Here is a 25,111-nt window from a genome sequence, read left to right on the forward strand (position 1 = left end):
GGCGTGCAGCATCCGGGCAACTACCCGCGCGGCGCCGCAGGAGGATCGGCTATAACGGTCAGTCAAAGCACGGGTGGGACATGCCACATTCCAACAACGCCACAGCGAATGCACCAGCAGGCCAGGGGGGCGCAAGCGACTCGCTGCTGCGCCTGATCGCCGATTCGGTGCCCGCGCTGATGGCGTACTTCGACGTGCCCGCGCTGCGCTGCCGCTTTGCCAACCAGGGCTATGCCGCCTACAACGGCCACAGCACCGACTCCATCCTGGGCCTCACGGTGCAGGAGGCCATCGGCGACAAGGCCTGGGCGGCCATAGAGCCGCATGTCGAGCGCTCCACCCACGGCGAGCACGTGAAGTACACCCGCGAGCAGACCCTGCCCAACGGCGAGATGCGCATGATCGAGGTCAACCTGATCCCGCACTTCGGCGCCGATGCGAGCCTGCAGGTGGGCTCCTTCGTGCTGATCACCGACATCACCGAGCGCTGGCGCGCCGAGCGCACCGTGCGCCAGAGCGAAGAGCGCATGCGCAAGTTCACCGAGGCCACCGAAGAGGCCATCGTGTTCCACCGCGACGGCATCATCACCGACGGCAACGAGGCGCTCACCCGGCTGACGGGCTACGCACTGGCCGAAGTCACCGGTCTGTCGATCTTCAACTTCATCAGCCCCGAGTGGCGGTCCGTGGCGCTCGACTACACCCGCACCGGCCGCGAAGACCCGTACGAGGTGACCATCCGCCACAAGGACGGCCACGGCATCCCCGTGGAGGTGGTGGGCAAGACCATGCCGCTGCACCACGCGGACTACCGCATCGTGGTGGTGCGCGACATCACCGCCCGCAAGCAGGCGCAGGAGCGCGAGGCCTTCATCGCGCTGCACGACCCGCTCACGCAGCTGCCCAACCGCCACTTCCTGATGGAGCAGCTGTCGCAGGTGCTGTCGCTGGCGCGCCGCCGGCATGGCCGCGCGGCCGTGCTGTTCGTGAACCTCGACCACTTCAAGACCGTGAACGACTCCCTGGGCCACCGCGCCGGCGACCAGCTGCTGTGCCACGTGGCCGAACGGCTGCGCCAGGGCGTGCGTGACGCAGACGTGGTGGCCCGGCTGGGCGGCGACGAATTCGTGGTGGTGCTCACCGACGTGCAAGGCCCCGAGGACGCCATGCAGGTGGCCGACCAGCTGCTGGACGCCATGCACGGCGCCTTCACCGTCGAGCAGGTGCCGCTGACGATTTCGCCCTCGATCGGGATCAGCCTGTTTCCGGACCATGCCGACACGGGCGACGCACTGCTGCGCTGCGCCGACGCCGCCATGCACCACGCCAAGGACAACGGCCGCGGCAACCGCCAGGTCTACGCCCCCGGCATGGACGCCGGCGGCATCGACGTGCTGCGCCAGGAGCGCCAGCTGCGCGACGCCATCCTGACCAACGCCTTCGTGCTGCACTATCAGCCGCAGATGTGCCTGGCCGACGGTTCGCTCAAGGGCTTTGAAGCGCTGGTGCGCTGGCAGCACCCCGAGCGCGGCCTGGTCGGCCCCGACGAATTCATTACCTTCTCCGAATCGCGCGGGCTCATCACGCCGATCGGCCGCTGGGTGATGCGCGAGGCCTGCCGTCAGCTCAAGGCCTGGCAGGACCAGGGCCTGGCCATGGTGCCAGTGGCCGTCAACCTCTCGGCCCTGGAGTTCCGCCAACGCGACGTGGCCGGCGAGATCGCCGCCGTGCTGCGCGACACGGGCCTGGCGCCGCAGTACCTGGAGATCGAACTGACCGAATCGGTGCTAATGCACCAGACCGGCGACGTGCTGAGCACCCTGAACGCCATCAAGTCGCTGGGCGTGGGGATCTCCATTGACGACTTCGGGACCGGGTACTCATCGCTGGCGTACCTGAAGCGGTATCCCATCGACAAGCTCAAGATCGACCGGTCGTTCGTGGTGGATACCCCGGGGAATGCGGATGACGTGGCCATCGTCACCGCGATCATTCAGATGGGGCGCAGCTTGCAGATCATGACCGTGGCGGAGGGGGTGGAGACGCAGGCGCAGGTGGAGCTGCTGGCGGGGTTGGGGTGCGACATGATTCAGGGGCATGTGGTGGCTATGCCGATGGGTAGTGAGGCGGCACTGGACTGGCTGGAGCCGTAGCAGTCGAGCAAAGCTCAACCAGCCCCGTTTTCTCATCAAACTGCTGCGTTTGGAAGCGGAAGCGCTGACCTGTCATAGAACTGGCGCTGAGTTTGGCGTCCTCCTTTGGCGCCACGGAATTCCATCCCTTTCCAAAGCGCTATCCGTACCGGTGCGAAGCGTTGTGGCCCGCGCCCAAACCTCTCCCCACACCTTGCAATCGGCAGCCCAGGCAACGTGCCCGTGCTCACCGGTCAACTCCTACGATGTACTGGTCTCGTTCTATTGATACCAGTAGGTGCACTGGTTGCTCAATGCTCACTGCACGGTGGTCACGGTGACAAAGCCGCTTGGTTAGTAGATGACAGACTGCAGCACCCAACGCGCGCTGCGCACCTCAGATCTCCATTCCACACATTTCCCACAAGGAGCAGGAAGGCAACACACCTCAAGGACAAAAATCGTCTAAAAGTAAGCGTCAAGCTCAAAAAGCTTTGCGGAGAAAAATACAAAATCTTATTGATTGACGATCTGCAGCAGGAAATCGAAAAAAAGGGTTGGAAAAATTGACGCCAAAAACACTCAAATAGATCTAAACGCGAAGTTTGACTCCGCATTCAATATTTTATGTTGAAGTCCTTTAAAAGCTTCGACACGCAAGCGACGTCTATTTCATCAAGATCTGATTCATTGATTTTCCCCTCATTTATCAACCAATCAACAAATGATGCCCCAATAGAAGATATTCTATTCCCCATTCGCTTCTCTGCAAATAGGGCTGCAAAGTTCTTACTTACGTCGTCAGACGCCGCTACTGAATCGATCATCTCCGTCTGCGAGAATCGATACAAAGCAACATCTACAACCCTGATCTCGGCGATGAGATCTATAATTATGTTTTTTGGGATTGAAATTTTTTCTTCACCATTCATAGTTGCAATAATTTTAATTAATCGATTAATTTCATTCAGGGTTGGTGATCGTCTCTGCTTGGCTGCGTGCCAGCGCCCAGATTGCCACGAATTCGCTGGATGACGCTGCCATGCTCGGTCTATTCCAACGCCAAGTCCTTATAACCGCAGCGCGTGATGCGAAGTTGGTGACAAGGGCTTGGCGGTGCATGTTGGCGTCAAACAAGGCAGGCAGTCCACCCAGACGCCCTTGATCCACGTGCAGTTCTCTCGTAGACAAAGCGCAACCCCATGCCGCGGGCCACTCTCTCAGACAAGGCGACCCGCCCGCTCGAACTTAGATGGTCGCGAGTGTTGCGGTGCCGGTGTTTGCGAGCGAGGAGTCCAGTGGATCGTAGTACCTGGACCGGTTTAGTGCAGCCCCGTCTCTTCATCAAACTGCTGCCCTTGGAAGCGGAACGGCTGCTCGACTATCGGCGATGCAACCGCACCTCCATACGATGATGAACCGGCAGCGCCTACATGCCAAGCGCTGCCACCCCGCGCAGGTCCACCATCCGTGCCGGTTCTAAGCCAATCGATCGCTCTTAGTTTGGCCTCCCCCCACACCTTGTAATCCGCCGCCCAGACAATGCGGCAGCGCTCATCAGTCAACTCCTGCGGCGCTCCGATCTGGTCGCACTGGTATCAATAAGTTTGCTCGCAGGCCAAGTCATTCCCAGCCCCTTGCACTGTCGCCAACGGAATGAAGCTGTCAGGCTCGTAGACATACAGAGCTTGCTTGACCCCGCGCTGGCTTGGTAGAAACGCAGCCGATTGTCAAAGATGGCGCCTTCGCCAGTCTCGTCTCAGCCACGCGGTGTTGTCCCCGTGCGGATTGATAATCTTGAAAAATTATGACAGATAACCACAAAAAAGCCTCAATTTCAAAGCATCTGTTTGCAAAAAAAACAGGCAAGCAGACCAATGTCAGAGTTTTCCAATTATATTTTTATATTTTTCCTCGGAAATTTTTTTCCCCCACCCTCTCCCTCTAGGTAACGCTTCCAAAATCTCGTCTTCCATCGGAATTTCCTCAAAACCAGTCCATTTCAACAGCGATCCAAGAAACAACAAAGACTCAGCATGGTCATCTGTATAAAGAGCGCAAAGCCCAATTTCTGTCGATGCATCAATTATTTTAGAGGGAACCTGTTCCAACTGCATGTCGATAATTGAAAAATATTCGGGATTTGGATCGCCCCTTCCATTTATGGACAACGCTGCCCCACTCCGCTCCCATTTAAGCAAGCTCTCTTCGACCAGAACTGATATTTGATGAAGAGCTAATGCTTGAATTTCAGCCGTGAGTTTATTACGACTCTTAAAATAGCGATATAAAACTATTCCACCCAATGCCTGCATTGAACGCGTAGTCAACGATTCTAGACAATTTTCATTCAATAACACATTTGACTCCAAATGCTTTGAGCAACTCACCACATACATCGCAAGGGCATTTGGCTTTGCCATGCCGACCACTCGTGCTTCCCTTGCCCCGAACATCTACCACAGTAATCACAGCACCTTCTAGACTGCTGCCTTTATTCTTAGCTCTGGCTATAGCATTGACTTCGGCGCATTCGCCTCCATAAGCATTTTGGGGTATATCCTTCAACTTGTTTGATACATCATCATTTGATTGCCCCCCTGATTTCTACCCGCCGTTATTGTGCCGTCGTTGTGGCGAATAACTGCAACCGTATTGGGCCTTAAGGATGCCGGGAGGTTTTGCGCCCTATTTGCGAGACTGCCTGCCGTAGCTGCTAGACCTAATGGATCAATCCATGTCAAAGAATTTGGAGAGTAGTTGAAAAGGTTTTCACCGCCTTTCAGCCCAATCGGATCTTGAGAAACAAACCGACCCACCGTAGGATCGTAGTACCTGAACCGGTTGTAGTGCAGCCCTGTCTCTTCATCAAACTGCTGCCCCTGAAAGCGGAACGGCTGCTCGACTCTCGGCGATGCAACCGCACCCCCATACGATGATGAACCGATAGCGCCTACATGCCAAGCGCCGCCACCCCGCGCAGGTCCACCATCCGTGCCGGTTCTAGGTCAATCCATCGCTCTTAGTTTGGCCTCTCCCCACACCTTGTAATCCGCCGCCCAGGCTATGTGGCCTTGCTCATCGGTCAACTCTTGCGGCACTCCGATCTGGTCGCACTGGTACCAATAGGTTTGCTCGCTGGCAGAGTCGTTCGCAGCCCCTTGCACTGTCGCCAACGGAATGAAGCTGTCGGGCTCGTAGACATACAGTGCTTGCTTGACCCCGCGCTGGCTGTGGATCATCAGGTCGCCATCCCACAGGTAGCGGGTGCTACCGAAGGCGTCGCTCTTGGTCACTCTGCGGCCCAACGCGTCGTAGGCATACCGGGCGGTTTGGCTCACGCCGTGGCGCGTGCTCGTCGATTCGATCAGCTGGTGGTCTGCATTCCAGCGCAGCACGACCAACCACTTCCTGGTGGCCTGCTTTTTGGTTGCCCCGGGTGCGACGGGTCACGTTGCCGTGTGCGTCGTATTCAAAGTGCAGGTCTTGATAGACGCTGGCGTCGGGCTCATGCAGGCACCCGCCCGCATCACAGCTCCAGCACGCGCATGCCAGACTGCGCAGCCACCACAGCTTGGCGTGCTTATTTGCTGAAGTCGAATTGACATCTACTGCCTCATTTACAAGTGTAAATAGCTATCAATTTAGTAGTAAACGGACCACGTATTCGTCACGGCTTGCGCCAGTTCATCCACATCTTGTCGCCCGTGCGCACGATCTGTCGCCCGTTCACAAATACCGTCGCGCTTTTATCGATGTTGTGGCTGATCTGTACGTGGGTGTCGCTGACCACCCCCTTGCCCGCGCCCGGCTCATCGCCTCGCACGTTATCCACATAGCTTTCGTTATGAAGGTAAGCAGCCTTGCCACGAAAGAAAACGTTGGGCGAGCATTGCTCGCTTTGGTCCATCTGGTGTGTGATGACGTAGGGCACTGGGTAGCCCTTTTTAGATGGAGTAAGGCACACGTCCGGTACCAGATTGACCAATACGAACTGGGCATCTTTAGCGGTGGCGGCTTCGTCGAACATATTTTGATTTTCTATTTTTTTGGTTTAACGGATTGGAGGGTTATCAGGATCTTGGATACGTTCCCACTTATTACCGTCAAACCGCGCAATATCCTTGGGACCAATCGACCAGAGAACCTTGTCATAGCTATCCACGATGTTGGCGTCCTGCAGTTCAGGCTGTAGCCCGGTCACGACCTTGCGAATGCCTGCATCTGAATTGGTGGGGTCATAGGCGAATAACCCCATATTCGATGCCAGACATATCTTGTCTTTAAACTTGCACACCGAAGTGAACAATTGGTTGTCGTCTATGGTGGACAGACTCTTGAAGCCATCCTGCGCATTCCCCAGCAACAAAGTGCCGTTGGAGCCGCACATCCAAATGCGAGATTCGGACTCCACGTACATGTTAACGATTCGTTCTGCCACTGCAGGCAACTCTAGCTCGCGCCATTGACTGCCATTGAAAAAATATGCCTTCGGCGGCAACCATTCGGCGTGTTGATAGCCCGCTGCATAGATGGCATTTTCATGTGGTCCATTGATGACGGAAAGGGCTATCGTATCCTCCATCGGAGTTTTCGGATCCTGCAACAAGCCTGAATCCATATGCACCCAGTCGTTAGGCCCCCATCGTTTGTAGACTTGCCCGGAATATCCGCAAGCATAAAGATGGTCGCCAATTTGCTGAATATCCGATAAATATCCCCAACCCACTGAGTCTTCTCCATTCACACCAGCGCCAAGAATTTTTTCCTCCAAAAAATTCTCAGTCATGATCTGCACCTCTCCATCCTCTGATAGATTGGCAAAGTATCGAGAGCCATCTTGCGTATCGCGAAATATACATACGCTGCAAATTAATCTATCTTCCTCATGAAAAATCCATGTTTCATGGTCTTGCTCATCGTAAGTTACGACACGCGAGTAGCGCTCAAAATCGTCGTATTCATCCATCGCTACTGATGCGCAAAAGCAGTCGCTAGCAATTGCAGCGCCAGTACGATATGTTCCTATAGGTTTCATTTTTATCTCTTGGTACCGTTTCGACGAGGAGCCTTTTGACCTTGCTCTAAATGTTCTTTGGACTCACCCTTTGGCAAAGAGTCTGTGGTCCGACCTGACTGGTTCTTGTCAACATTCCTAAAACCCTTTTTCACTGCATTTTCGAGCTGATCTTTGCAGTCAGGGCGCGCAGCAATTGCCGCTTTCTCATAAATCTTGATGATTTCACCCATGGGTACAGTTCCTTGAGGCCCATTATCTTTCTGATCACCTAACACTTTGACCTTTGCGTCAGCTTGATGTGCAGTGTTATGTTGGGTTCCCGCTGTTTTTGCATTTCCCTGCAGACAGATTGACGGAGCATCGAAGTTTTGAGCGGATACGCCTCCCTTACCTGGAATGCGGCCTATATCCTGCTCTCTCGACTTGCGTGCTGTCGTCCCAAAGGTTTTATCCGCAACAATATGATGGGTTTGCCCGCCCTGCGCAACACATGCATCTTTGATCGTCCGGGATGTGACACCTACTAAGCACGGGCCGAGAACTCCAGGGATGTACCCACCTCCGGAGCCCGAACCGCCTCCTTTATCTTTGTTGCTTTTACCGCCTGCCCCCAAACCCGGGCACTTTCTTGAGTACCATGTTCGTAAGCAACCTCTCTCCCAACGCCAATGCCGGTTGCACCAAGTCTGGCGCCTTCCCCTCGGTGATCCACGTCGCTGCTGCATCCAGAGCTGTCGCTGCCGTGTCGGTGCCTGCGCCCACTGCACCCACCACGCCTCCAGCTGCTGCCGCTGCGCCACCCGCCGTGGCCATGCCCTCACCCACTGGCGCTCCGATACCCGTCGCCGCCACCATGCCACCAGCAGCCGCAGTGGCCCCCCCGGCCATGGCCACCTTACCCCCGGTGTCCATGGCGTTGGCGCCGAACTCGTGCATCGACTCCGAGATGTTGTCCTTGTAGTACTGCGCTGCGTCCTTGGCTCCTTGCTTGAACTTGTCGAACCAGCCTTCTTCCTCGGTCTCGGGGCGATTATTGGGCGGGCTGAGCAGCGGGCTGGTCTTGGGCAGAACACAACCGACGCAGTTACCCATGTCGCCTGGGCGCGGGTAACTGTTGGGCTTGACCTGCGCTTTGGCTGTCCCAGCGTTGCTTGCGGGGATGGACGCTGGCGTCGGGCTCATGCAGGCACCTGCCCGCGTCGCAGCTCCAGCACGCGCACGCCAAACTGTGCAGCCACCACAGCTTGGCGTGCTTATTTACTGAAGTTGAATTGACATCTACCGCTTTATTTACAAGCGCAAATAGCTATCAATTTAGTAGTAAACGGACCACGTATTCGTCACGGCTTGCGCCAGTTCATCCACATCTTGTCGCCGGTGCGCACTATCTGGCGCCCATTCACGAATACCGTCGCACTTTTGTCGATGTTGTGGCTTATCTGCACGTGGGTGTCGCTGACCACCCCCTTGCCCGCACCTGGCTCATCGCCGCGCACGTTATCCACATAGCTTTCGTTATGCAAATACGCTTCTTTACCTCGAAAGAAGACATTGGGTGACGTTTGCTCACTCTGGTCCATCTGGTGAGTGATCACGTAAGGTACTGGATAACCCTTTTTGGACGGCGTCAAACACACATCGGGCACCAAATTGACAAGAACGAACTGAGCATCTTTGGCAGTTGCTGCTTCATTGGCCATAAATCAATATGTAATTCGTGTCATATTAGTGCGAGAGAACCTCATCCCACTCTCTTGCCCAGTCTTCGCGATTTCTCACACCTTCCCTAATCGCTGATAGTATTGCAAGCTTTCGATCATTATCCAAAGAATCGAAAATCACCGATAATTCAATTACTTGATCTTTATCGAGATTACCCCAAGGACTCAAGATTTCACTCAGAGATCCAATCTTATTGAGCCGCATCGCATCTTTGAAAATGGCATTAATTGCCACTTCAAATGGAAAATTTACCAAGGAATTTCTGACAGACTCCCATACGCCGTCGCCCAGATCCTTACCCGTCTGTGCGACTAATACCGAGGCCACTTTTTCGGATGCGATTTCTGCAGAATGATCAACCAGCGCCCAAAACTTATTTAAATCTTGTCGCCTACCCTGCTCTGATACGGGGTTAATTATATTCAATTGGCTCATTGCATTGAGCCAGCCAGCCTCCGACCTCTCCCACTCCTCCAATTCTAACTCTACATATTTACTTTCTACGAACTTCCACCGAGCATCTCCGGAAGCATACAAAGCATATCTTTGATTAATAATATTTGCGACAATCTTGTAAGTTTCCTTATCATCAGGTATGAAATCCCCTATATTTTTACCCGCTTTAACAATAGTTATCTCTTCAAAATCCGCAGGATATAGCGCATCATTTCTAACGTAGTCTGCCACAAACGTCTTCAAATTCTCGCCAACATCGTCCATCCATATCTCGCCATCGAGATATTTCTCAGACATGGCGCCAGGGTTTATCTTCATGACGTCATCAACCATTTTTTTGTGCTGCTGTTTTATATGCATACCAAAAACCAATGCCTTTCTCTCCAGAAGCCACAGCGCCAGGCATCCCACATAAATATGTCCGTTATTTCCCCTCTTGTGAGAATGAACATCATCCGAGGACACCAATGGCGTATTCAACTCCTCGCTGCTAGCATCTTTCAACAAAGAAGAGAGCAATGAATCCAGGTTACTCATAAAAACCTCAATATTATTTCTTACCGATACCTATATAACCCATGCATGCAGCGTACAACAACATCCATTCTATTGCTGCGTTGTATTTTCCATCTTTATTGACCTTCTGAATATCATTGATTTCCTCAAGAATTGCGGCCGCAAAACCCTTAGGTCCAGAATGCGCTAAGCGTTCTTGTGCTTTTGAAGCCGCACTATTCAGACGCCTGCCAGTACTATTAAGCGCCCGGTGATCTTCATAGTCCATTGATATTGCTGGACCATCAAGCGCCCCATGAGGGCTGACACTTTTTGGCGGTATATGGTGTGATTCACGCACATATTTCTGACTATCTTCCTGAACTCTCCGGTGGCTACCACCTTGGTATTTGGCTCCGGGCGGGCCTTTCTCTAAATGCTTGCACCCCTTGGTGTACCCGCCGGAATTGCTATTAGATTTTTTGGTCGGGGGCTTACCCCCACCCAATCCTGGCACCTTCTTCAGCACTATGCTGGTCAGAACCCGCTCTCCCAAGGCTACAACTGGCTTCACTATGTCTGGCGGCTTGCCCTCAGTGATCCAAGTGGCTGCTGTGTCCAACACGGTCGCCGCTGAGTCAGTGCCCACCCCCACTGCACCCACCACGCCTCCAGCTGCTGCCGCTGCGCCACCCGCCGTGGCCATGCCCGCACCCACTGGCGCTCCGATACCCGTCGCCGCCACCATGCCACCAGCCGCCGCAGTGGCCCCCCCGGCCATGGCCACCTTACCCCTGTGTCCATGGCGTTGGCGCCAAACTCGTGCATCGACTCCGAGATGTTGTCCTTGTAGTACTGCGCTGCGTCCTTGGCTCCTTGCTTGAACTTGTCGAACCAGCCTTCTTCCTCGGTCTCGGGGCGATTATTGGGCGGGCTGAGCAGCGGGCTGGTCTTGGGCAGAACACAACCGACGCAGTTACCCATGTCGCCTGGGCGCGGGTAGCTGTTGGGCTTGACCTGCGCTTTGGCTGTCCCAGCGTTGCTTGCGGGGATGGACGCTGGCGTCGGGCTCATGCAGGCACCCGCCCGCATCACAGCTCCAGCACGCGCACGCCAAGCTGCGCAGCCACCACAGCTTGGCGTGCTTATTTACTGAAGTCGAATTGACATCTACCGCTTTATTTACAAGCGCAAATAGCTATCAATTTAATAGTAAACGGACCACGTATTCGTCACGGCTTGCGCCAGTTCATCCACATCTTGTCGCCGGTGCGCACTATCTGGCGCCCATTCACGAATACCGTCGCACTTTTGTCGATGTTGTGGCTTATCTGCACGTGGGTGTCGCTGACCACCCCCTTGCCCGCACCTGGCTCATCGCCACGCACGTTGTCTACATAGCTTTCGTTGTGGAGGTATGCAGCCTTACCCCTAAAAAACACGTTGGGCGAGCATTGTTCGCTTTGATCCATTTGGTGAGTAATCACATATGGCACTGGATACCCCTTTTTGTTGGGTGTCAGGCAAACATCTGGAACAATATTAACCAAAACAAACTGAACATCTTTAGCGGTAGCAGCTTCGTCAGCCATGTTTTTTTTGCATGTTGAATAGAAATTTCAAGAACTAACGCTTGCTATTTTTAAGCAACTCAAACTTCCTCCATTCAATCAACCTTCTGTCGATGATTTTTGCAATTGCGTCATAGTTTTTCCATGTAGGTGGCACATGCCATCGAGTTAAATATCCATTTTCGAACAACAGAGGGTCATTGTATTCGCCAACGAAAATCCTATCAAAATCTTCTTCATACCTATGAACCCAACCCGGCCAATCGTAAGTAAGCAAAAAACTCTTAAATTCAGGCTTTAAATGAGCTGGCATGAATCCAAAACCAATAAGTTCAAACAACTCTAATGGCGACTTTTCTCGCTTCTTCACAAAACCGATAACAGATCGCAGCCCTCCCCCCTCTTCAATATCGTCAACGATGGCATCTCGGTCTAAACTCCAGACAAAAAGATACGCCTTAGAAGTTTTGTGATACGAAGCAGGAACATCCTTGGGAAAATTAGCCGGAAGAAAATCGAATGATATTCCGAAAGGCTCCTGATTGCGCGCAACGATTGCGTCTCTTAGTAACTTTTCAACATCAGATTCCATTTTTTTCTCGCTTTCTAACCAATTTAATAAACTCTGCAGGCCAAGAGTGGTCGTGAAAAAAAGCTTGACTCAGGATTATTTTTAAAAAAGATTCTTTTTCCTCAGCCGTACTATCAAAATATGCCCTCAATAGCTCGCCCAAATCACCATCCTGCAAATCTCTCCCCCAATAATCAGCAGCACTGTAAGGCCAATCATTTACCAAACACTGCTTGAGCATTTCGGGAAGTGCCAACAACAACGATCTATAATATTCATAAACGGGATATCCGCTCAGCAAACACACTACGTGCTGTTTAACGCCATTATCCTCGCCATCAGTAAATAGATGAAATAAGACATATCCAACTTCTATACTAACGACCTCATCGACCTCATATAAAAGCTCAACAAATCGCTGTGTTTGAGTAAAATTTAAAGGCTCACGTGCTGCAATAATTTCAGCCGCCCATGCATCGAAATACGATTTCTTCATATATAACCCATGCACTTTGACCACGCCATCATTTGAGCAATCGCAGATGTATATTTTCCCGGGAATTTGCTTTTCACATCTTGGATATCCATAGCCAAAGCACTAGCGAAGCCGGCTTTTCCAGACATCATAAGTCTTGCTTGTGTATCTCGATACTGCGCAGCCCCCGGCTTATTATCGTAACTGGCGGTATTTTTATGATCTTCCAAGTCCATCTGTATAGTGGGCTTATTATCTGAACTTACCGGATTTCCATTAATGGAACCATAAGCAGAATCCGCAGGTACATGATGTGATTGCCTTTTGGGGCTGTAAGAGTTTCCACCTTTTTTTATATCGCTGTGGCGCCCCCCCCGATAGCCAGTGCCGGGCAGACCATTTTGCAGTGCTGCACAATTTTTCTTTATATGACCACCACCGTTGCTGGCGCTCTTTTTCGAAGGCCCCGATTGGGATCCCAAGCCCGGTACTTTCTTGAGCACCGTGTTGGTCAGGACTCGCTCCCCCAAGGCCACAAGAGGCTTAACTAAGTCTGGCGTCTTGCCCTCAGTGATCCAAGTGGCTGCGCTGTCTAACACTGTCGCGGCAGAATCAGCGCCTACTCCCACTGCGCCCACTACACCTCCAGCTGCTGCCGCTGCGCCACCCGCCGTGGCCATGCCCGCACCCACTGGCGCTCCGATACCCGTCGCCGCCACCATGCCACCAGCCGCCGCAGTGGCCCCCCCGGCCATGGCCACCTTACCCCTGTGTCCATGGCGTTGGCGCCAAACTCGTGCATCGACTCCGAGATGTTGTCCTTGTAGTACTGCGCTGCGTCCATGGCACCTTGCTTGAACTTGTCGAACCAGCCTTCTTCCTCGGTCTCGGGGCGATTATTGGGCGGGCTGAGTAGCGGGCTGGTTTTGGGCAACACGCAACCCACACAGTTACCCATGTCGCCTGGGCGCGAGTAGCTGTTGGGCTTGACCTGCGCTTTGGCTGTCCCGGCGTTGCTTGCGGGGATGGACGCTGGCGTCGGGCTCATGCAGGCACCTGCCCGCGTCGCAGCTCCAGCACGCGCAGACCGAACAGCGCTAATCAAAACAGCTTGGCGAGCCTATTTACTGAGTCGAATTGACCTCTACCGCTTTATTTGCAAGCGCAAGCAGCTATCAATTTAGCAGTGAACGGATCGCGTTCGTCACGGCTTGCGCCAGTTCATCCACATCTTGTCCCCTGTTCGAACAATCTGGCGCCCGTTCACAAATACCGTCGCGCTCTTATCGATGTTGTGGCTGATCTGTACGTGGGTGTCGCTCACCACGCCTTTTCCGCCGCCCGGCTCATCGCCGCGCACGTTGTCCACATAGCTTTCGTTGTGAAGGTACGCAGCCTTACCGCGAAAGAAAACGTTGGGCGAACATTGCTCGCTTTGGTCCATCTTGTGTGTGATGACGTAGGGCACTGGGTAGCCCTTTTTAGATGGAGTAAGGCACACGTCCGGTACCAGGTTGACCAGTACGAACTGAGCATCTTTGGCGGTGGCGGCTTCGTTGGACATACATAGCTCCAAATGTTTGAATCATTTCATCTGCAAGGCACGGATGACCCTACGAAACCAACATTTATTAGCGCTATTGTTCGTAGATTTGCTTCATAAACAATTTCTACACTGCGCCCATCTGCAAGAAAAAAAGTAACGCGTGCATCTTTTGATTTTGGTGGGCCAGTGTGATCGTTCCCCAACAGCAACTGTGCGTGCTCAAAACTGCTGCTCCAAAGCAGTCCGAACGGCAAATCGCCACAATATCGAAAATGGCCACCTCCGAAGATGGAAATATTACGCAATACCCAGCGATTATTGCCAATCAGCACGTAACCACGACTATCCACAGCCCCAGCATCAGCATCAGCATCAGCAGCCATCCACTCTAAAGCCAATCCATCTTCATGCAGCGACTGCAAACGAATCAGTCTGTCATTTCTCTTAATAGCACCTTCTCGCTCGCTCGGCTCTTGTGACAGAAATGAATATTTTTTGCATTGCTACTAGCGAGAAACTGCCAGGAGGAACCGCAGCCGTGTTTGCCAACCAACACGACCAGCCCTTGCAGCAGTTTTGAAGAATTTATTTTCGAGCCTGAACTGGGAGTTGTCATTGGAAAGACTGTCAAATAAAACCTACTACTCCTCAACTGGAGGATTGTCAACATGATGAATGCGCTCCCAATTGCCTTTATAGAAGCGGACAATATCCTTCTCGCCCATCGACCATAAAGCCCCCTCTTTAGCATCTAAACGGTAAGTATCTTCAACCTCTGGTTTAAGGCCGGTGCTGACGCGTGCAATTTTTGTACTCGTCGAATCAAATCGAAATAATCCTGATGTCGCAGATAGATAAACTTCTTCTTCATGCTTTACTAAACACCACCATGTGTCATTGTCGTCAATACTGCTAACATCTTTAAAGCCTGAAGTCACACTACCCTTGAGCAAGGTCCCGTTATAGCCGCAAGCCCAAACTTCATTTGCACCGTAACAACGAATCCATTGTAAATGCTCATCGGTTTGCAACTCTATTTGGCTCCAGGCTTTTCCGTCATAATGAGCCATATATCCAGAGTCACCCACTACGTAAATATCCTGCTCGCTATTGCCATCAATGCAGTTAAGGATGCGTTTATTCATAATCGCATCCAACATTACTTGAGCACGCACTTCAGCATCGTCGCTGTCGGAATACTCCGCTGCTTTGTATACGCCTTCATCAATAGCGCACCAGTCAGCGCTACCGTTGCGCTGATAAATCTGCCCATTGTGACCACATGCAAACAAATGTGCTCCAATTTGCCTGATATGGGTCATCCGGCCGCGTGTTCCTAGGCGCACACCGGCTTCAGGAATTTTCTCGGTGCGCCAGACATAATCTCCTTTTGCAAAAATATCAATTTCACCTTCGGTCGAAAGTGATATGAGACGACGATCCTCAGAATCATTTGCATGATTAATCTTTACGGCCACCGAAATAGCATTCATCTCAACATCGTGAGAAAACCATGTTCCATCCTTCGAAAAATACGTACACATGCGTGTATGTGCAACTTCCCGTGGATCCACATCATCCAGTTGTGAGGCAACGTACAAAAAATCCTGCGAGATTGCACACGCATCCAAAAAGTGAACTTCAGCCATTTCTTCTCCTTTAGTTTGTCCCGTGACCGCCAGCAGAGGTACCTGTTCCCATCTGTGATGGATCGAGATCACGCACCTTGCCATCAGGATCAGCTCGCACCTTCATGTCCGCTGGAAGTCCATCTGCGTTATGTTTGGCACGAAGATCTGTCAACATCTCTTTCGCGTCGCAGCCGAGCACTTTGGCTGCTGCCGCCACCCCCGCTATTTCCATTTCACCGAGAGATGTAGTGCCCTTGGGGGTACCCTTTGTGCGGAGAATGATTTCCTCTACGTCGAGAATGGCATGTATCTTTCCATGCTCATCCAACGAGTTGAACCAATCTTTAGGGTTTGAAAACAGCCCTTTTTTGGTACGAGTTCCGTCTGGCTTTGAACTCTTAGTCTTACCACTCGCGCACACCGTCCAACCATCCGCATGCTTGAATCCGGTGGGATGCTGCTTCCCCGCGGGATAATACGCGCCATTACCAGGTTGCTTAAAAACGTGATCGGGCACGACGTGGTGCGGAGTTCGCCCGTCCTTACAACCTTCACTGTATCGCCGCAATCTGCAGCGCCCCCCGCCCGTCAAATAGCCACCAGAACTACCATTCGCATTTGAATTATTTGATTTTTTCCCACTGCCCCCCAAACCCGGCACCTTCTTAAGCACCATGCCGGTCAGCAACCTCTCTCCCAACGCCAATGCAGGTTGCACCAAATCCGGCGCCTTGCCCTCGGTGATCCACGTCGCTGCGCTGTCCAACACGGTCGCCGCGGAGTCAGTGCCTGCTCCAACCGCACCCACCACGCCTCCAGCTGCTGCCGCTGCGCCACCCGCCGTGGCCATGCCCGCACCCACTGGCGCTCCGATACCCGTGGCCGCCACCATGCCGCCAGCCGCCGCAGTGGCCCCCCCGGCCATGGCCACCTTACCCCCCGTGTCCATGGCATTGGCTCCGAACTCGTGCATCGACTCGGAGATGTTGTCCTTGTAGTACTGCGCTGCGTCCTTGGCACCTTGCTTGAACTTGTCGAACCAGCCTTCTTCCTCAGTCTCGGGGCGATTATTGGGCGGGCTGAGTAGCGGGCTGGTTTTGGGCAACACGCAACCCACACAGTTACCCATGTCGCCAGGGCGCGGGTAGCTGTTGGGCTTGACCTGCGCTTTGGCTGTCCCGGCGTTGCTTGCGGGGATGGACGCTGGCGTCGGGCTCATGCAGGCACCTGCCCGCGTCGCAGCTCCAGCACGCGCACGCCAAACTGTGCCGCTACTTGGATACGCCAGACGCAACTGAGCGTCCTGGCCTTGAAATCGACGGTGACGGTGTCCAGACGCATGGGCAGAGGCAGCACCGGGCCGACCTTCAGGCGGGCCACGGCGTGCACGGCCGGTGGAGGCAATTGGCACTTAAACACGCGTTGACCGGGAGTCAGGCCCACCAGAAGGATTTCTTCACCGCCTTCCGGGTAAGGTATTTGTTGATCTTCGGGGGCGCAGTTCCAGTAGCCGAAGTCGAAGTCCTTGGGCAGCCTGGGCCATCGGCTTTCCTTCCAGGCCTGGTCGTAGGTGCCGCCCTTTGCGCGCCTGGGGGTCCACCATTTGCCGACAGGGCCCACACCCACAGGTGTGTACCGCATGGCATTGGCTGCGTTGGCATCGAAAGGTTGGTTGAAGGCCTCGATCTGTGGCGCAGGGAATTCGTCCAATCGGCTTTTCTTGTGCCACGCTTTGTCGACCCAACCGCAGCCTATGGGGTTCGCTTCGTAGGGTGCCCATATCTCAGGCTCTTGGTCGGCAGCGGGATGCAGGGGCCATTGGCAGGTGCCTCCGTAGGCCAGCTCCCAGCGCAATGGGACTTCGGTGGCTTTTTCTGGCTCGGTAACCTTCCATCCAAGCACTCCTTCGTGCATTCGGCGCGGGCCGGTGACTGCCAGCACTTTTTGCCAATTGCCGATGCGCGCACCTACGGGCCAGCGGCGTTCAGGCTGGCCCTCTGGCGAGTAAGCGGTGGCGTTGGCCAGCAGGATGTCGCACTGCGGCTTGTAGGGCGCGAAGTCGCTTTCTTGAATGCAGCTGCTGGTGGTGGGCTGTGCGTAAAACTGGTCCGCATCGACCAAGGGCACCTGATGTTGCGCCAACTGGGGCGTTCCATCGGCGTCAAGGCGCGCAAGGTCATAAGTGACGCGGCAGGCAATGACGTGGAACACCTCGTCGCCCGTGTCCATCATTTGAAAGTACTGGCTTTCAAAGCTGGTGTGGTTGCGCATTTCCGCCAAGGGTGCTGCCTGCACCGGCGCGGGCATCAGCAGGTCCGGTCCGTTCATGGTGCCTGCTCAGTTCAAGTCGATGCGCTTGGATTCCACACCAACGTGTTTGGAGCCCACGATGTCGATTTCCTGGCCGTTGATGGTGATGGTGCCATCAGCCTTCATCACCATGACGCTTTGCCCCACCTGGAGGGTGATGCTGTCTGCCTCCATGGTGATGTTGGATTTATTTCCTCCGCCAGCGCCATCTCCTTCGCCTCCGGATGGCGCAACGATGTTCTTCACCCCCGCTGCTCCGGCCGCCCCTCCACCAGCACCCGCGCTACCACCGCCCACCGTCAACGTGTACTTGGTTCCTACCGTGGTGCTTTTGTCGCTGCCTACCTTCGTGGTCTGGGTCTTGCCCACCAGCGTGGCCATCATGGCGCCCACGTTCAGGTTGTAGGCAACGCCCACGTTCTCCATGCGCCCCACGCCCACGTTTTGCAGGTAGGCGATACCGACGGTTTCGGTCTTGAACTTGCCCACCTTGATGGACCAGTTGCTGCCGATCTTGTCCTTCTCGTTCTTGCCCACCGTCTTGGTGCGGTTGATGCCGATCTTGAAGGTCTGGTTGTCGCCGATGTCCACGGTCTCGTTGTGGTCCACCCGCTCTTTGCAGTTGCTGTGGATGGTGATGGTCTCGTCGCCATCGACCTCTTCCGTGCGCCAGCCGTGCACGGTGATCTTCTCGTTGCGGTCCACCGTCTCGGTGCGGTCCCGGTGGATGGTGTTGGTCTCGTCCCGGTCGATGGTCTTCTCGCGGTCGCGGCCCACCCACTTTTCTTCATCGTTCTCGACTTCGGTCAGCTGGTCTTTCTGCGCGTGCAGCCACAGCTGCTCCTGCCCCGCCTTGTCTTCAAACCGCAGGGCGTTGGCGTCGCCCGGGCCGTTTTTCATACCCGCGCCCGCCGCGCCGCCCTTGCTCGATCGCGTGAGGATCCCGCTTTGCGTGGCGTTGCCCGGCAGGCTCCACGGGGGCATGTTGACGGCGTTGTAGACGCAGCCCGTGAGGATGGGGTAGTCCGGATCGCCGTTGAGGTGGTCGATGATCACTTCCATGCCGATGCGCGGGATGAACACGGCGCCGAACTGCGGGCCCGCCCAGCTGGTGGATACGCGCACCCAGCAGCTGGAGTTCTCGTCCATCGCGCCGATGCGGTCCCAGTGGAATTGCACTTTGACGCGGCCGTACTTGTCGGTCCAGATTTCTTCTCCGGGCGGGCCCACCACCACCGCGGTCTGCGGGCCGCGGGTGCGCGGCTTTTCTGTGGTGCGCGGGGGGCGGTAGTCGCTGCTGGTGGGCTGCGCCCGCATCACGAATTGTTGGATGGAGCCGGCCTCCTGCGTGTTCTTGGTCGCCGTGGCGCCCCCTGCCTTGGCGCTGCTCACTTCGGGGTTTTCTTCGAAGTGGTAGTGCACGCTCAGCACCAGGTACTGGCGGTTTTGGTCTTCGCGCGGGTAGTTTTCCAGGTTGATGGTGTAGCCGGGCGCCAGGTTGCGTTTGTTGGCGCGGCCCAGCACGCGGTTTTGCTTGGCCAGGTGTTCCTGCAGGCGCAGCCGGGCGTAGGTCTCGCCGTCCGGGAATTCGGTGTAGCCGCCGGGCCATTCGTAGATTTCGTACTTGTCGTGCTCGTGCCCCGGGGGGTTTTGGCGCATGTTGGACAGGTCGGCCCGGGGTTTCTTGAAGTCGTAGTCGTCGTTGTAGTGGCGCCCGGGCTGCACTTCCTGCGTGAGCTCCCACGCATGGAAGTGCTCGCGCTCGGCCACGGCCGCCTTGCCCGGTGGGTAGAACGGGATGACGTGCCCGCCCGGCAGCGGGCTGTGCGAGCCCACGATGTCGTCGGCCAGCACCAGGGTGTGGCTGCCCGCGCTGTGCGTGAAGTAGTAGTAGGCGCCTTCGTGCTCGAGCAGGCGCGCCACGAATTGGTAGTCGCTCTCGCCGTACTGGGTGCAGTAGTCCCAGGTGCGGTAGGTGCGGGTGAGCTTTTTTTCGATGGGATAGCCGTATTTGCCCAGCACTTCCATGATGATGTCCGGCACGGTCTTGTGCTGGAAGATCTTGAAGTCGGTCTTGCGCGTGGCCACCCACAGCCAGGGGCGAAGGCGCATCCGGTAAGACCCCCACCGGTGGTCCTGCCCCTGCATGCCAAAGTGCGTCACCAGGCCGCTCAGGTAGCGTTTGCCCAGGCCTTCTATCTCGACCTCCACCGATGCCGCCTTGCCCAACAGCGCCTTGGGGTCGATGCTTTTGCTCGCGCTCACCAGGTCGATCTCTAGCGAGTACAGCTCGCTCAGCGCCTCTGTGCCGTCGAGTTTGCGAAACTGCAGTTGTTCGCCCAGCGGGGTTTGGATCTTGACGCGGCGGGTCATGGCAAAGGGTTGGGTATGTATCTTGGCGCTCACCCGTCAACAGTCGCACTGGGGCAGTGCAACGCGTGGCGCCGGGCAAACGGGGTTCAGGTCGATGGGCCCGCCGTCCAGCGGACAAAAAAGAGCCGCCTCCGTAGACGCGGCTCTTGGGATGCGCAGCGAACGTGCGCACCGAAGAAAGCAGCCAGGGGGCAAAAGCCCCGGCTATCAGGCTTCCTTGTTTTCCTTGATGCTGAAGCCCATCTGGCTCGTAGCACCCTTGCCACCCTGAGCGGTCTGCTCGGAGTACTCGGTCTTGATCTTGGCAGCCTGGAACGCGTAGTTCACCACCACGGTGTCGCCAGAGCTGGTGCCGCTGACGGTGACGTTGGTCACCATCACGTCGGTCAGCGTGATCTTGCCAAACTCGATCTGCGTGCCGCCGGCCTTGCACATCGAGATTTCCACTTGGCCCAAATGCTTACCGGTGGCGCAATGCTTGAGCACGGCGGGGTAGCACTTGTCGATGTTGGCAACGATGTTCAGGTTCTGAAAATCGGCCTTGCCCGCGCCGGCACCGCCGCCGCTGGCCATCGAGTGAGGCTGGGTCACGCCCCAGGTGAAAGACTCGACATCGGTCCAGTCCTTGTGCGCAGCGTCTTTCGACTCACCGCTGGCACCTTCCACTTTCATAAAAATTGCGACAGTCATCACGTACCTCTTTTTGGTTCAAAAAATGCGAGAACAAACCCTGCTGCGGGCAACGCGCCCACGATCAAGGCATCGCAAGGGGATGCGATGCCTTTCACAGACAAGCTGCCTGAGAGGGACCAGCCTGCGATGTGCGTGATTCACAAGTCGGGAGTGCGTCTTGGCTACACACTCTCCCCTGCGCACACGGCGCCGATCGATGGCGCATCGCTGGCGTGCCTGCATTGATTCCCCTCCCTCGCAAGCTCGTTTGCGGGCGGATGTTACGGGGACGGCGTCAAAAAAAGGGTTTCAAGTGACAGCAAATGAACGCACCTGGGCAACATTGGAAACAGTGTGTTTCCGCGTTCAAAAAGCCGCATTTCGTGACGCATTTTGTAATGGCTTCACGTTAGACTCGCCCGCGCTTTCGCACCTCTATAGACCTCTGTGTGAGGCCTCCAATTTGTTGCGAAATGTTGCCCAAACCTTCTCCAGACAGCGAGTCATGCCGTTCATACGGTGTTGCGCCAAGACGTCAACCACCGCCAATCAGCCATGGTGATGGTGACTGGATCTGTGGAGTGAACCACGACGATCTGGCGCCGATTCGTTCTTCGTCCGGTGCCACCAAAGAATTGTCTTTGTCAGCAAGCATATTGAGTAGAGCTGTAACCGAGAATGAAAGCAGAGGCGTCACCTCATGATTGACACCGTTGGAGGATCAGCCAATTGCTTGGCGCCTGGCGTGCAGGTCGGTGAATATCGGCTGCTCGACGTCATTGGCGAAGGCGGGTTTGGCATCGTGTACCGCGCTCGGGATATCAGCCTGGACCGGGTGGTGGCCATCAAGGAATACATGCCTGCCACCTTGGCGGGGCGCAAGTCTTCCAATGAAATCCACGTTCGCTCCCAGCACCGGGGTGCGTTCGATGCCGGGCTGCGCAGCTTCATCAACGAAGCACGCCTGCTGGCCAAGTTCTCGCACCCTGCCCTGGTGCACGTGTACCGGTTCTTCGAGTTCAATGGCACGGCCTATATGGTTATGCGCCACTACGAAGGGCAGACGTTCCGGGAGTTTCTGACCGCGCAACAGGACCGGATGAACCAGCGCATGTTGGCCGCCATCGTCGGGCCTGTTCTTGACGTGGTGGAGATGCTGCACGCGGCGGACTGCTACCACCGCGATATCGCACCGGATAACGTCTTCCTGCAGAACTCGGGGATGCCCGTGCTGCTCGACTTCGGGGCTGCGCGCCGCATCATCGGTGACATGACGCAGGCCCTGACGATGGTGCTCAAGCCCGGCTTTGCCCCCATCGAGCAGTACGTGGACGACGGCGCGATGCCACAAGGGGCCTGGACGGACATCTACCAGATCGGCGCCATGCTCTATCTGGCGATCACCGGCAAGCCGCCCGCCACCTCGGTGGCCAGAATGATCAACGACCCGGTGGCTGCGCTGTCGACCACGGCCTACCCGGGGTACTCGGCCCAGTTCCTGCATGGGGTGGACCGCGCATTGGCCGTCAAGCCGCAAGATCGCCCCCAGACCATCGCGGCGCTCAAGGAGCTGCTGGGCATCACCACCTTCACGATGCCCATGTCTGCGCCGTGGAAGGACGCGGGAGCCCCGGTTGCAACGGCCGCCTTGCCGCCTTTGTCGCCGGCCGTACCTGCCGCCGCAGCGCAAGGCGCAGTGGCACCGGGCGAATCCGTGCGCACGGCGGTCCCTGCCGAATTGCTTGCCGATGCGCCCGGCGCGAATGCGGCGTGGGATCCTCTGGCACAGGCAGCAGCGTTCAGCGCACCGTCTGCATCGAGCGCCTCGCCCGGCCACCCCGCCAATGCCGTCTTCGGGGTGATGCCACCGCTGCCCGACGCCATGCAGCAGCAAGACCTGCCCACGGCAACCCCGCTCCCCCCCGCTGAAGGCCCCGCCATGGGCCTTGCCCCCGGCAGCGACGCCGCTTCGGCATCTGCCCGCACTTCGGCAGCGACACCATCAGCAATGGGTGCAGCGGCTGCCGCGGGCGCTGCGGCCAATACGGGCGCACCTTCGGCACCCGCGACCTCGCCCAAGCCAGCGCGCCAGCACAGCGGCGCAACGGCAGATGGCGCGACGCGGCCACGGGTGTCCCGCGTGCCCACCACCATGCGCTGGGCTGCCGTGGGCGCGGCATTCGTCGTTGCAACGGCGCTGGCCGTGTGGTGGGGCACCCAAGACAGCTCTTCGGAACGACCTGCGGAAGAAGTGGCGCTGACGCTCGACGATCAGCACTGGCGCGAAGCCCAGGCCGCAGGCACGGTGGGAGCGCTGGACGCGTACCTGGGTGCCCACCCACAAGGCAAGTACCGCAGCGAGGCCATGGCGCTCATCAGCCGCATGGAGATCCAGGAGCCCGCGAAAAGCACGGCCCCCGCAGCGCCCGCCGATACGGTGGCCCTCGCGCCTTCCGCACCAGAGCGCCCTGAATCGCCTCCTGCTGCGACATCAACCCCTGCCACCACGGCGCCAACGCCCCCCGCGGCCAACCCAGCCAGTACCCCGGCAGAGCCTGTGGCGACGCCCAAAACCCCGCCCAAGCCCGTGGGTGACATGGGCCGCGTGGTACTGCGCATCAGCCCATGGGGCCGGATTTCCGTGAACGGCAACCCGGTGGGCACAACCCCTCCAATGACCTCCGTCGAGCTTCCGGAAGGCGCCCACCGCATCGAGGTGAGCAACCCCGCCGCCGCCACCGTCGTCAGGACGGTGCAGGTCAAAAAAGGTGAACCGGTGGTGATCAGCCATCAGTTCGAGTAGTGCAACCCCATCGCCGACGCCTGCCGACATGCCAATGAACGCTTTACCGCGATGGGTCGCATTTCTGTGCCTGTGCCTTGGCGCAGGATCATCCGTGGCGTCCAACGACTGCAACGAGCCGCCTGCGCCTGAGGTGCGCGGCCCGGACTCTGCAGCAGGCCGCCAGTACCTGGGACAGGGCATCTCGCTCTACGATTCGCGAAAGCTGGATCTCGCGGAAAAGGCATTGCAGGCATCCTTGTTCGCAGGCCTGCCGGACCGGCGCGAAAGATCCACTGCGCACAAGTACCTGGCGTTCGTGTACTGCACCAACAAGGAATGGGCCCGGTGCGATGCCGCCTTCGATGCGGCATTCGAAGCCCGGCCCTCTTTCGCGCTGGAAGAGTACGAGCTGCAGAACACGCCGTGGCGCGACGCCTATGTCAGGGTGCAAGGCAGGCGCGGCTGGCAGTGCAGCCGGCCCCTGGGGAACCAGGGCGGCCAGGCGCAGGGTGCGCCTGCCAATCCGCTGGTCTTTTCGCTCAACAGTTCGGTGATCACGGCCATCACGCCGCTGCTGCCCGCAGCGGGTGGCAACTTCCTGTCGTCCCCTGCAGGGGCAGCGTCTGCTCTGGGCGCCCGCAGACCCCTGAGCACGGAAAACAATGTTCAACTGCGTGTGTCCCCCTGGGCGAATGTCACCCTCAATGGCAAAAGACTCGGTGTGACCCCTCCGCTGACCGAAATCAAACTCCCACCGGGGTCCCACAGCATTGACTTCAGCAATCCCGGCTTTGAGACCGTGCGCAAGACGCTGAAGGTCGAGCCGGATCAAACGATCACCATCACCCATGACTTTGACGCGAGATAAATCCATGCGAAACCGTTTCTGGAGCGCCCTGATCATCGGGTGCGCAAGCCTTTTCCTCACTGCTTGCGAGACCACCCCCAAGGCACCCGAGCCCAAGGTGGAAGCCCCTCCGCCCGCGCCCCCCATCCCCGAACCGGTCGCCCCGGTGGACCCACGCGCACAGAAAGAGGCCCTGCTCACAGAAGCGCTGAGTGTTTATGCAGAGGGTCAATTCGACGAGGCGATTGCCAAGCTCACGCCCCTGGCCGATGCCCCTGAATTGCCCCTGACGTCGCAGATCAAGGCACGCAAGTTCATGGCCTTCAGCCACTGCGCTGCGGGCCGGCCGCGTCCTTGCAGGCAACAGTTTGAACTGGCGCTGGAGCAGGACCCGACGTTTCAGCTGACCGAAGCCGAGAAGGGCCACCCGGTGTGGGGACGCGAGTTCATCAACGCCCGCAACGCGGCGCGCAACAAGCGCGGCGCACGCAAAACGCCCTGACCA

At 56.5% G+C, this 25,111-nt stretch carries 27 protein-coding genes and 1 pseudogene; 4 read left to right on the forward strand and 24 right to left on the reverse strand.

What is annotated here, in order from left to right; genetic code table 11:
• Nucleotides 1–80 precede the first annotated feature (80 nt).
• Nucleotides 81–2,153, forward strand: coding sequence for a putative bifunctional diguanylate cyclase/phosphodiesterase (locus ACIGHN_RS15185; RefSeq protein WP_396505032.1), 2,073 nt, complete (start codon nt 81–83; stop codon nt 2,151–2,153).
• 596 nt (nt 2,154–2,749) lie between these two features.
• On the opposite strand, the gene ACIGHN_RS15190 is transcribed toward ACIGHN_RS15185, so the two are convergent.
• From ACIGHN_RS15190 to ACIGHN_RS15305, 24 genes and pseudogenes are all read right to left on the reverse strand, one after another.
• Nucleotides 2,750–3,064: a hypothetical protein gene (locus ACIGHN_RS15190; RefSeq protein ID WP_396505033.1), complete on the reverse strand. Its 315-nt coding sequence runs from the start codon at nt 3,062–3,064 to the stop codon at nt 2,750–2,752.
• Nucleotides 3,065–3,454: 390 nt separating this feature from the next.
• A complete protein-coding gene (locus ACIGHN_RS15195) occupies nt 3,455–3,697 on the reverse strand; it encodes a hypothetical protein (protein ID WP_396505034.1) in 243 nt (80 codons plus the stop codon).
• Nucleotides 3,698–4,012: 315 nt separating this feature from the next.
• Nucleotides 4,013–4,555: a hypothetical protein gene (locus ACIGHN_RS15200; RefSeq protein ID WP_396505186.1), complete on the reverse strand. Its 543-nt coding sequence runs from the start codon at nt 4,553–4,555 to the stop codon at nt 4,013–4,015.
• Entirely contained in the window at nt 4,479–4,700 is a 222-nt protein-coding gene (locus ACIGHN_RS15205) for a hypothetical protein (RefSeq protein WP_396505035.1), read from the reverse strand. Before ACIGHN_RS15205 ends, ACIGHN_RS15200 begins: the two co-directional genes overlap by 77 nt.
• 142 nt (nt 4,701–4,842) lie before the next feature.
• Nucleotides 4,843–5,530: pseudogene (locus ACIGHN_RS15210) on the reverse strand (RHS repeat-associated core domain-containing protein); the annotation flags it as partial.
• 272 nt (nt 5,531–5,802) lie between these two features.
• A complete protein-coding gene (locus tag ACIGHN_RS15215) occupies nt 5,803–6,162 on the reverse strand; it encodes a DUF4150 domain-containing protein (protein ID WP_396505036.1) in 360 nt (119 codons plus the stop codon).
• 24 nt (nt 6,163–6,186) lie between these two features.
• Nucleotides 6,187–7,170: a hypothetical protein gene (locus ACIGHN_RS15220; protein ID WP_396505037.1), complete on the reverse strand. Its 984-nt coding sequence runs from the start codon at nt 7,168–7,170 to the stop codon at nt 6,187–6,189.
• Nucleotides 7,171–7,172: 2 nt separating this feature from the next.
• A complete protein-coding gene (locus ACIGHN_RS15225) occupies nt 7,173–7,382 on the reverse strand; it encodes a hypothetical protein (protein ID WP_396505038.1) in 210 nt (69 codons plus the stop codon).
• Nucleotides 7,383–7,749: 367 nt separating this feature from the next.
• Nucleotides 7,750–8,244 (reverse strand): hypothetical protein, encoded by a 495-nt coding sequence (locus ACIGHN_RS15230; RefSeq protein WP_396505039.1) that lies wholly within the window; start codon nt 8,242–8,244, stop codon nt 7,750–7,752.
• Between the two features lie 248 nt (nt 8,245–8,492).
• Nucleotides 8,493–8,852, reverse strand: coding sequence for a DUF4150 domain-containing protein (locus ACIGHN_RS15235; protein WP_056164364.1), 360 nt, complete (start codon nt 8,850–8,852; stop codon nt 8,493–8,495).
• A 25-nt stretch (nt 8,853–8,877) separates the two neighbouring features.
• Entirely contained in the window at nt 8,878–9,867 is a 990-nt protein-coding gene (locus tag ACIGHN_RS15240; protein WP_396505040.1) for a hypothetical protein, read from the reverse strand.
• A gap of 13 nt (nt 9,868–9,880) precedes the next feature.
• Nucleotides 9,881–10,447, reverse strand: coding sequence for a hypothetical protein (locus ACIGHN_RS15245; RefSeq protein WP_396505041.1), 567 nt, complete (start codon nt 10,445–10,447; stop codon nt 9,881–9,883).
• Between the two features lie 610 nt (nt 10,448–11,057).
• Nucleotides 11,058–11,417: a DUF4150 domain-containing protein gene (locus ACIGHN_RS15250; RefSeq protein ID WP_396505042.1), complete on the reverse strand. Its 360-nt coding sequence runs from the start codon at nt 11,415–11,417 to the stop codon at nt 11,058–11,060.
• A gap of 34 nt (nt 11,418–11,451) precedes the next feature.
• Complete coding sequence (locus tag ACIGHN_RS15255) at nt 11,452–11,988, reverse strand: hypothetical protein (RefSeq protein WP_396505043.1); 537 nt, start codon at nt 11,986–11,988, stop codon at nt 11,452–11,454.
• Complete coding sequence (locus ACIGHN_RS15260; protein WP_396505044.1) at nt 11,978–12,463, reverse strand: hypothetical protein; 486 nt, start codon at nt 12,461–12,463, stop codon at nt 11,978–11,980. The genes ACIGHN_RS15255 and ACIGHN_RS15260 overlap by 11 nt, the downstream gene beginning before the upstream one ends.
• Nucleotides 12,460–13,041: a hypothetical protein gene (locus ACIGHN_RS15265; RefSeq protein WP_396505045.1), complete on the reverse strand. Its 582-nt coding sequence runs from the start codon at nt 13,039–13,041 to the stop codon at nt 12,460–12,462. The genes ACIGHN_RS15260 and ACIGHN_RS15265 overlap by 4 nt, the downstream gene beginning before the upstream one ends.
• A 38-nt stretch (nt 13,042–13,079) precedes the next feature.
• The gene (locus tag ACIGHN_RS15270) at nt 13,080–13,490 is read right to left on the reverse strand and encodes a hypothetical protein (protein WP_396505046.1); all 411 of its coding nucleotides are present in this window, start codon (nt 13,488–13,490) and stop codon (nt 13,080–13,082) included.
• Nucleotides 13,491–13,646: 156 nt separating this feature from the next.
• Entirely contained in the window at nt 13,647–14,006 is a 360-nt protein-coding gene (locus tag ACIGHN_RS15275; protein ID WP_396505047.1) for a DUF4150 domain-containing protein, read from the reverse strand.
• Between the two features lie 26 nt (nt 14,007–14,032).
• The gene (locus ACIGHN_RS15280) at nt 14,033–14,410 is read right to left on the reverse strand and encodes a hypothetical protein (RefSeq protein WP_396505048.1); all 378 of its coding nucleotides are present in this window, start codon (nt 14,408–14,410) and stop codon (nt 14,033–14,035) included.
• Nucleotides 14,411–14,629: 219 nt separating this feature from the next.
• A complete protein-coding gene (locus ACIGHN_RS15285) occupies nt 14,630–15,637 on the reverse strand; it encodes a hypothetical protein (RefSeq protein WP_396505049.1) in 1,008 nt (335 codons plus the stop codon).
• A gap of 10 nt (nt 15,638–15,647) precedes the next feature.
• Nucleotides 15,648–16,838 (reverse strand): hypothetical protein, encoded by a 1,191-nt coding sequence (locus ACIGHN_RS15290; protein WP_396505050.1) that lies wholly within the window; start codon nt 16,836–16,838, stop codon nt 15,648–15,650.
• A complete protein-coding gene (locus tag ACIGHN_RS15295; RefSeq protein ID WP_396505051.1) occupies nt 16,835–17,947 on the reverse strand; it encodes a DUF2169 domain-containing protein in 1,113 nt (370 codons plus the stop codon). The genes ACIGHN_RS15290 and ACIGHN_RS15295 overlap by 4 nt, the downstream gene beginning before the upstream one ends.
• Before the next feature lie 9 nt (nt 17,948–17,956).
• On the reverse strand, nt 17,957–20,302 hold the full coding sequence (locus ACIGHN_RS15300; protein WP_396505052.1) for a type VI secretion system Vgr family protein: 2,346 nt from the start codon (nt 20,300–20,302) through the stop codon (nt 17,957–17,959).
• A 207-nt stretch (nt 20,303–20,509) separates the two neighbouring features.
• Nucleotides 20,510–20,992 carry a type VI secretion system tube protein Hcp gene (locus ACIGHN_RS15305; protein WP_056409670.1) on the reverse strand — a complete coding sequence of 161 codons (483 nt, stop codon included), beginning with the start codon at nt 20,990–20,992 and terminating at the stop codon, nt 20,510–20,512.
• A gap of 682 nt (nt 20,993–21,674) precedes the next feature.
• Here ACIGHN_RS15305 and ACIGHN_RS15310 point away from each other — a divergent pair.
• From ACIGHN_RS15310 to ACIGHN_RS15320, 3 genes are all read left to right on the forward strand, one after another.
• Nucleotides 21,675–23,777, forward strand: a complete 2,103-nt coding sequence (locus ACIGHN_RS15310) for a serine/threonine-protein kinase (protein ID WP_396505053.1) — start codon at nt 21,675–21,677, stop codon at nt 23,775–23,777.
• Nucleotides 23,778–23,871: 94 nt separating this feature from the next.
• Nucleotides 23,872–24,627 carry a PEGA domain-containing protein gene (locus tag ACIGHN_RS15315; protein ID WP_396505054.1) on the forward strand — a complete coding sequence of 252 codons (756 nt, stop codon included), beginning with the start codon at nt 23,872–23,874 and terminating at the stop codon, nt 24,625–24,627.
• 4 nt (nt 24,628–24,631) lie between these two features.
• Nucleotides 24,632–25,108, forward strand: a complete 477-nt coding sequence (locus ACIGHN_RS15320; RefSeq protein ID WP_156370499.1) for a TssQ family T6SS-associated lipoprotein — start codon at nt 24,632–24,634, stop codon at nt 25,106–25,108.
• Nucleotides 25,109–25,111 lie beyond the last annotated feature (3 nt).

Source organism: Acidovorax sp. NPDC077693, assembly GCF_044542805.1.
Lineage (GTDB): Bacteria > Pseudomonadota > Gammaproteobacteria > Burkholderiales > Burkholderiaceae_C > Acidovorax.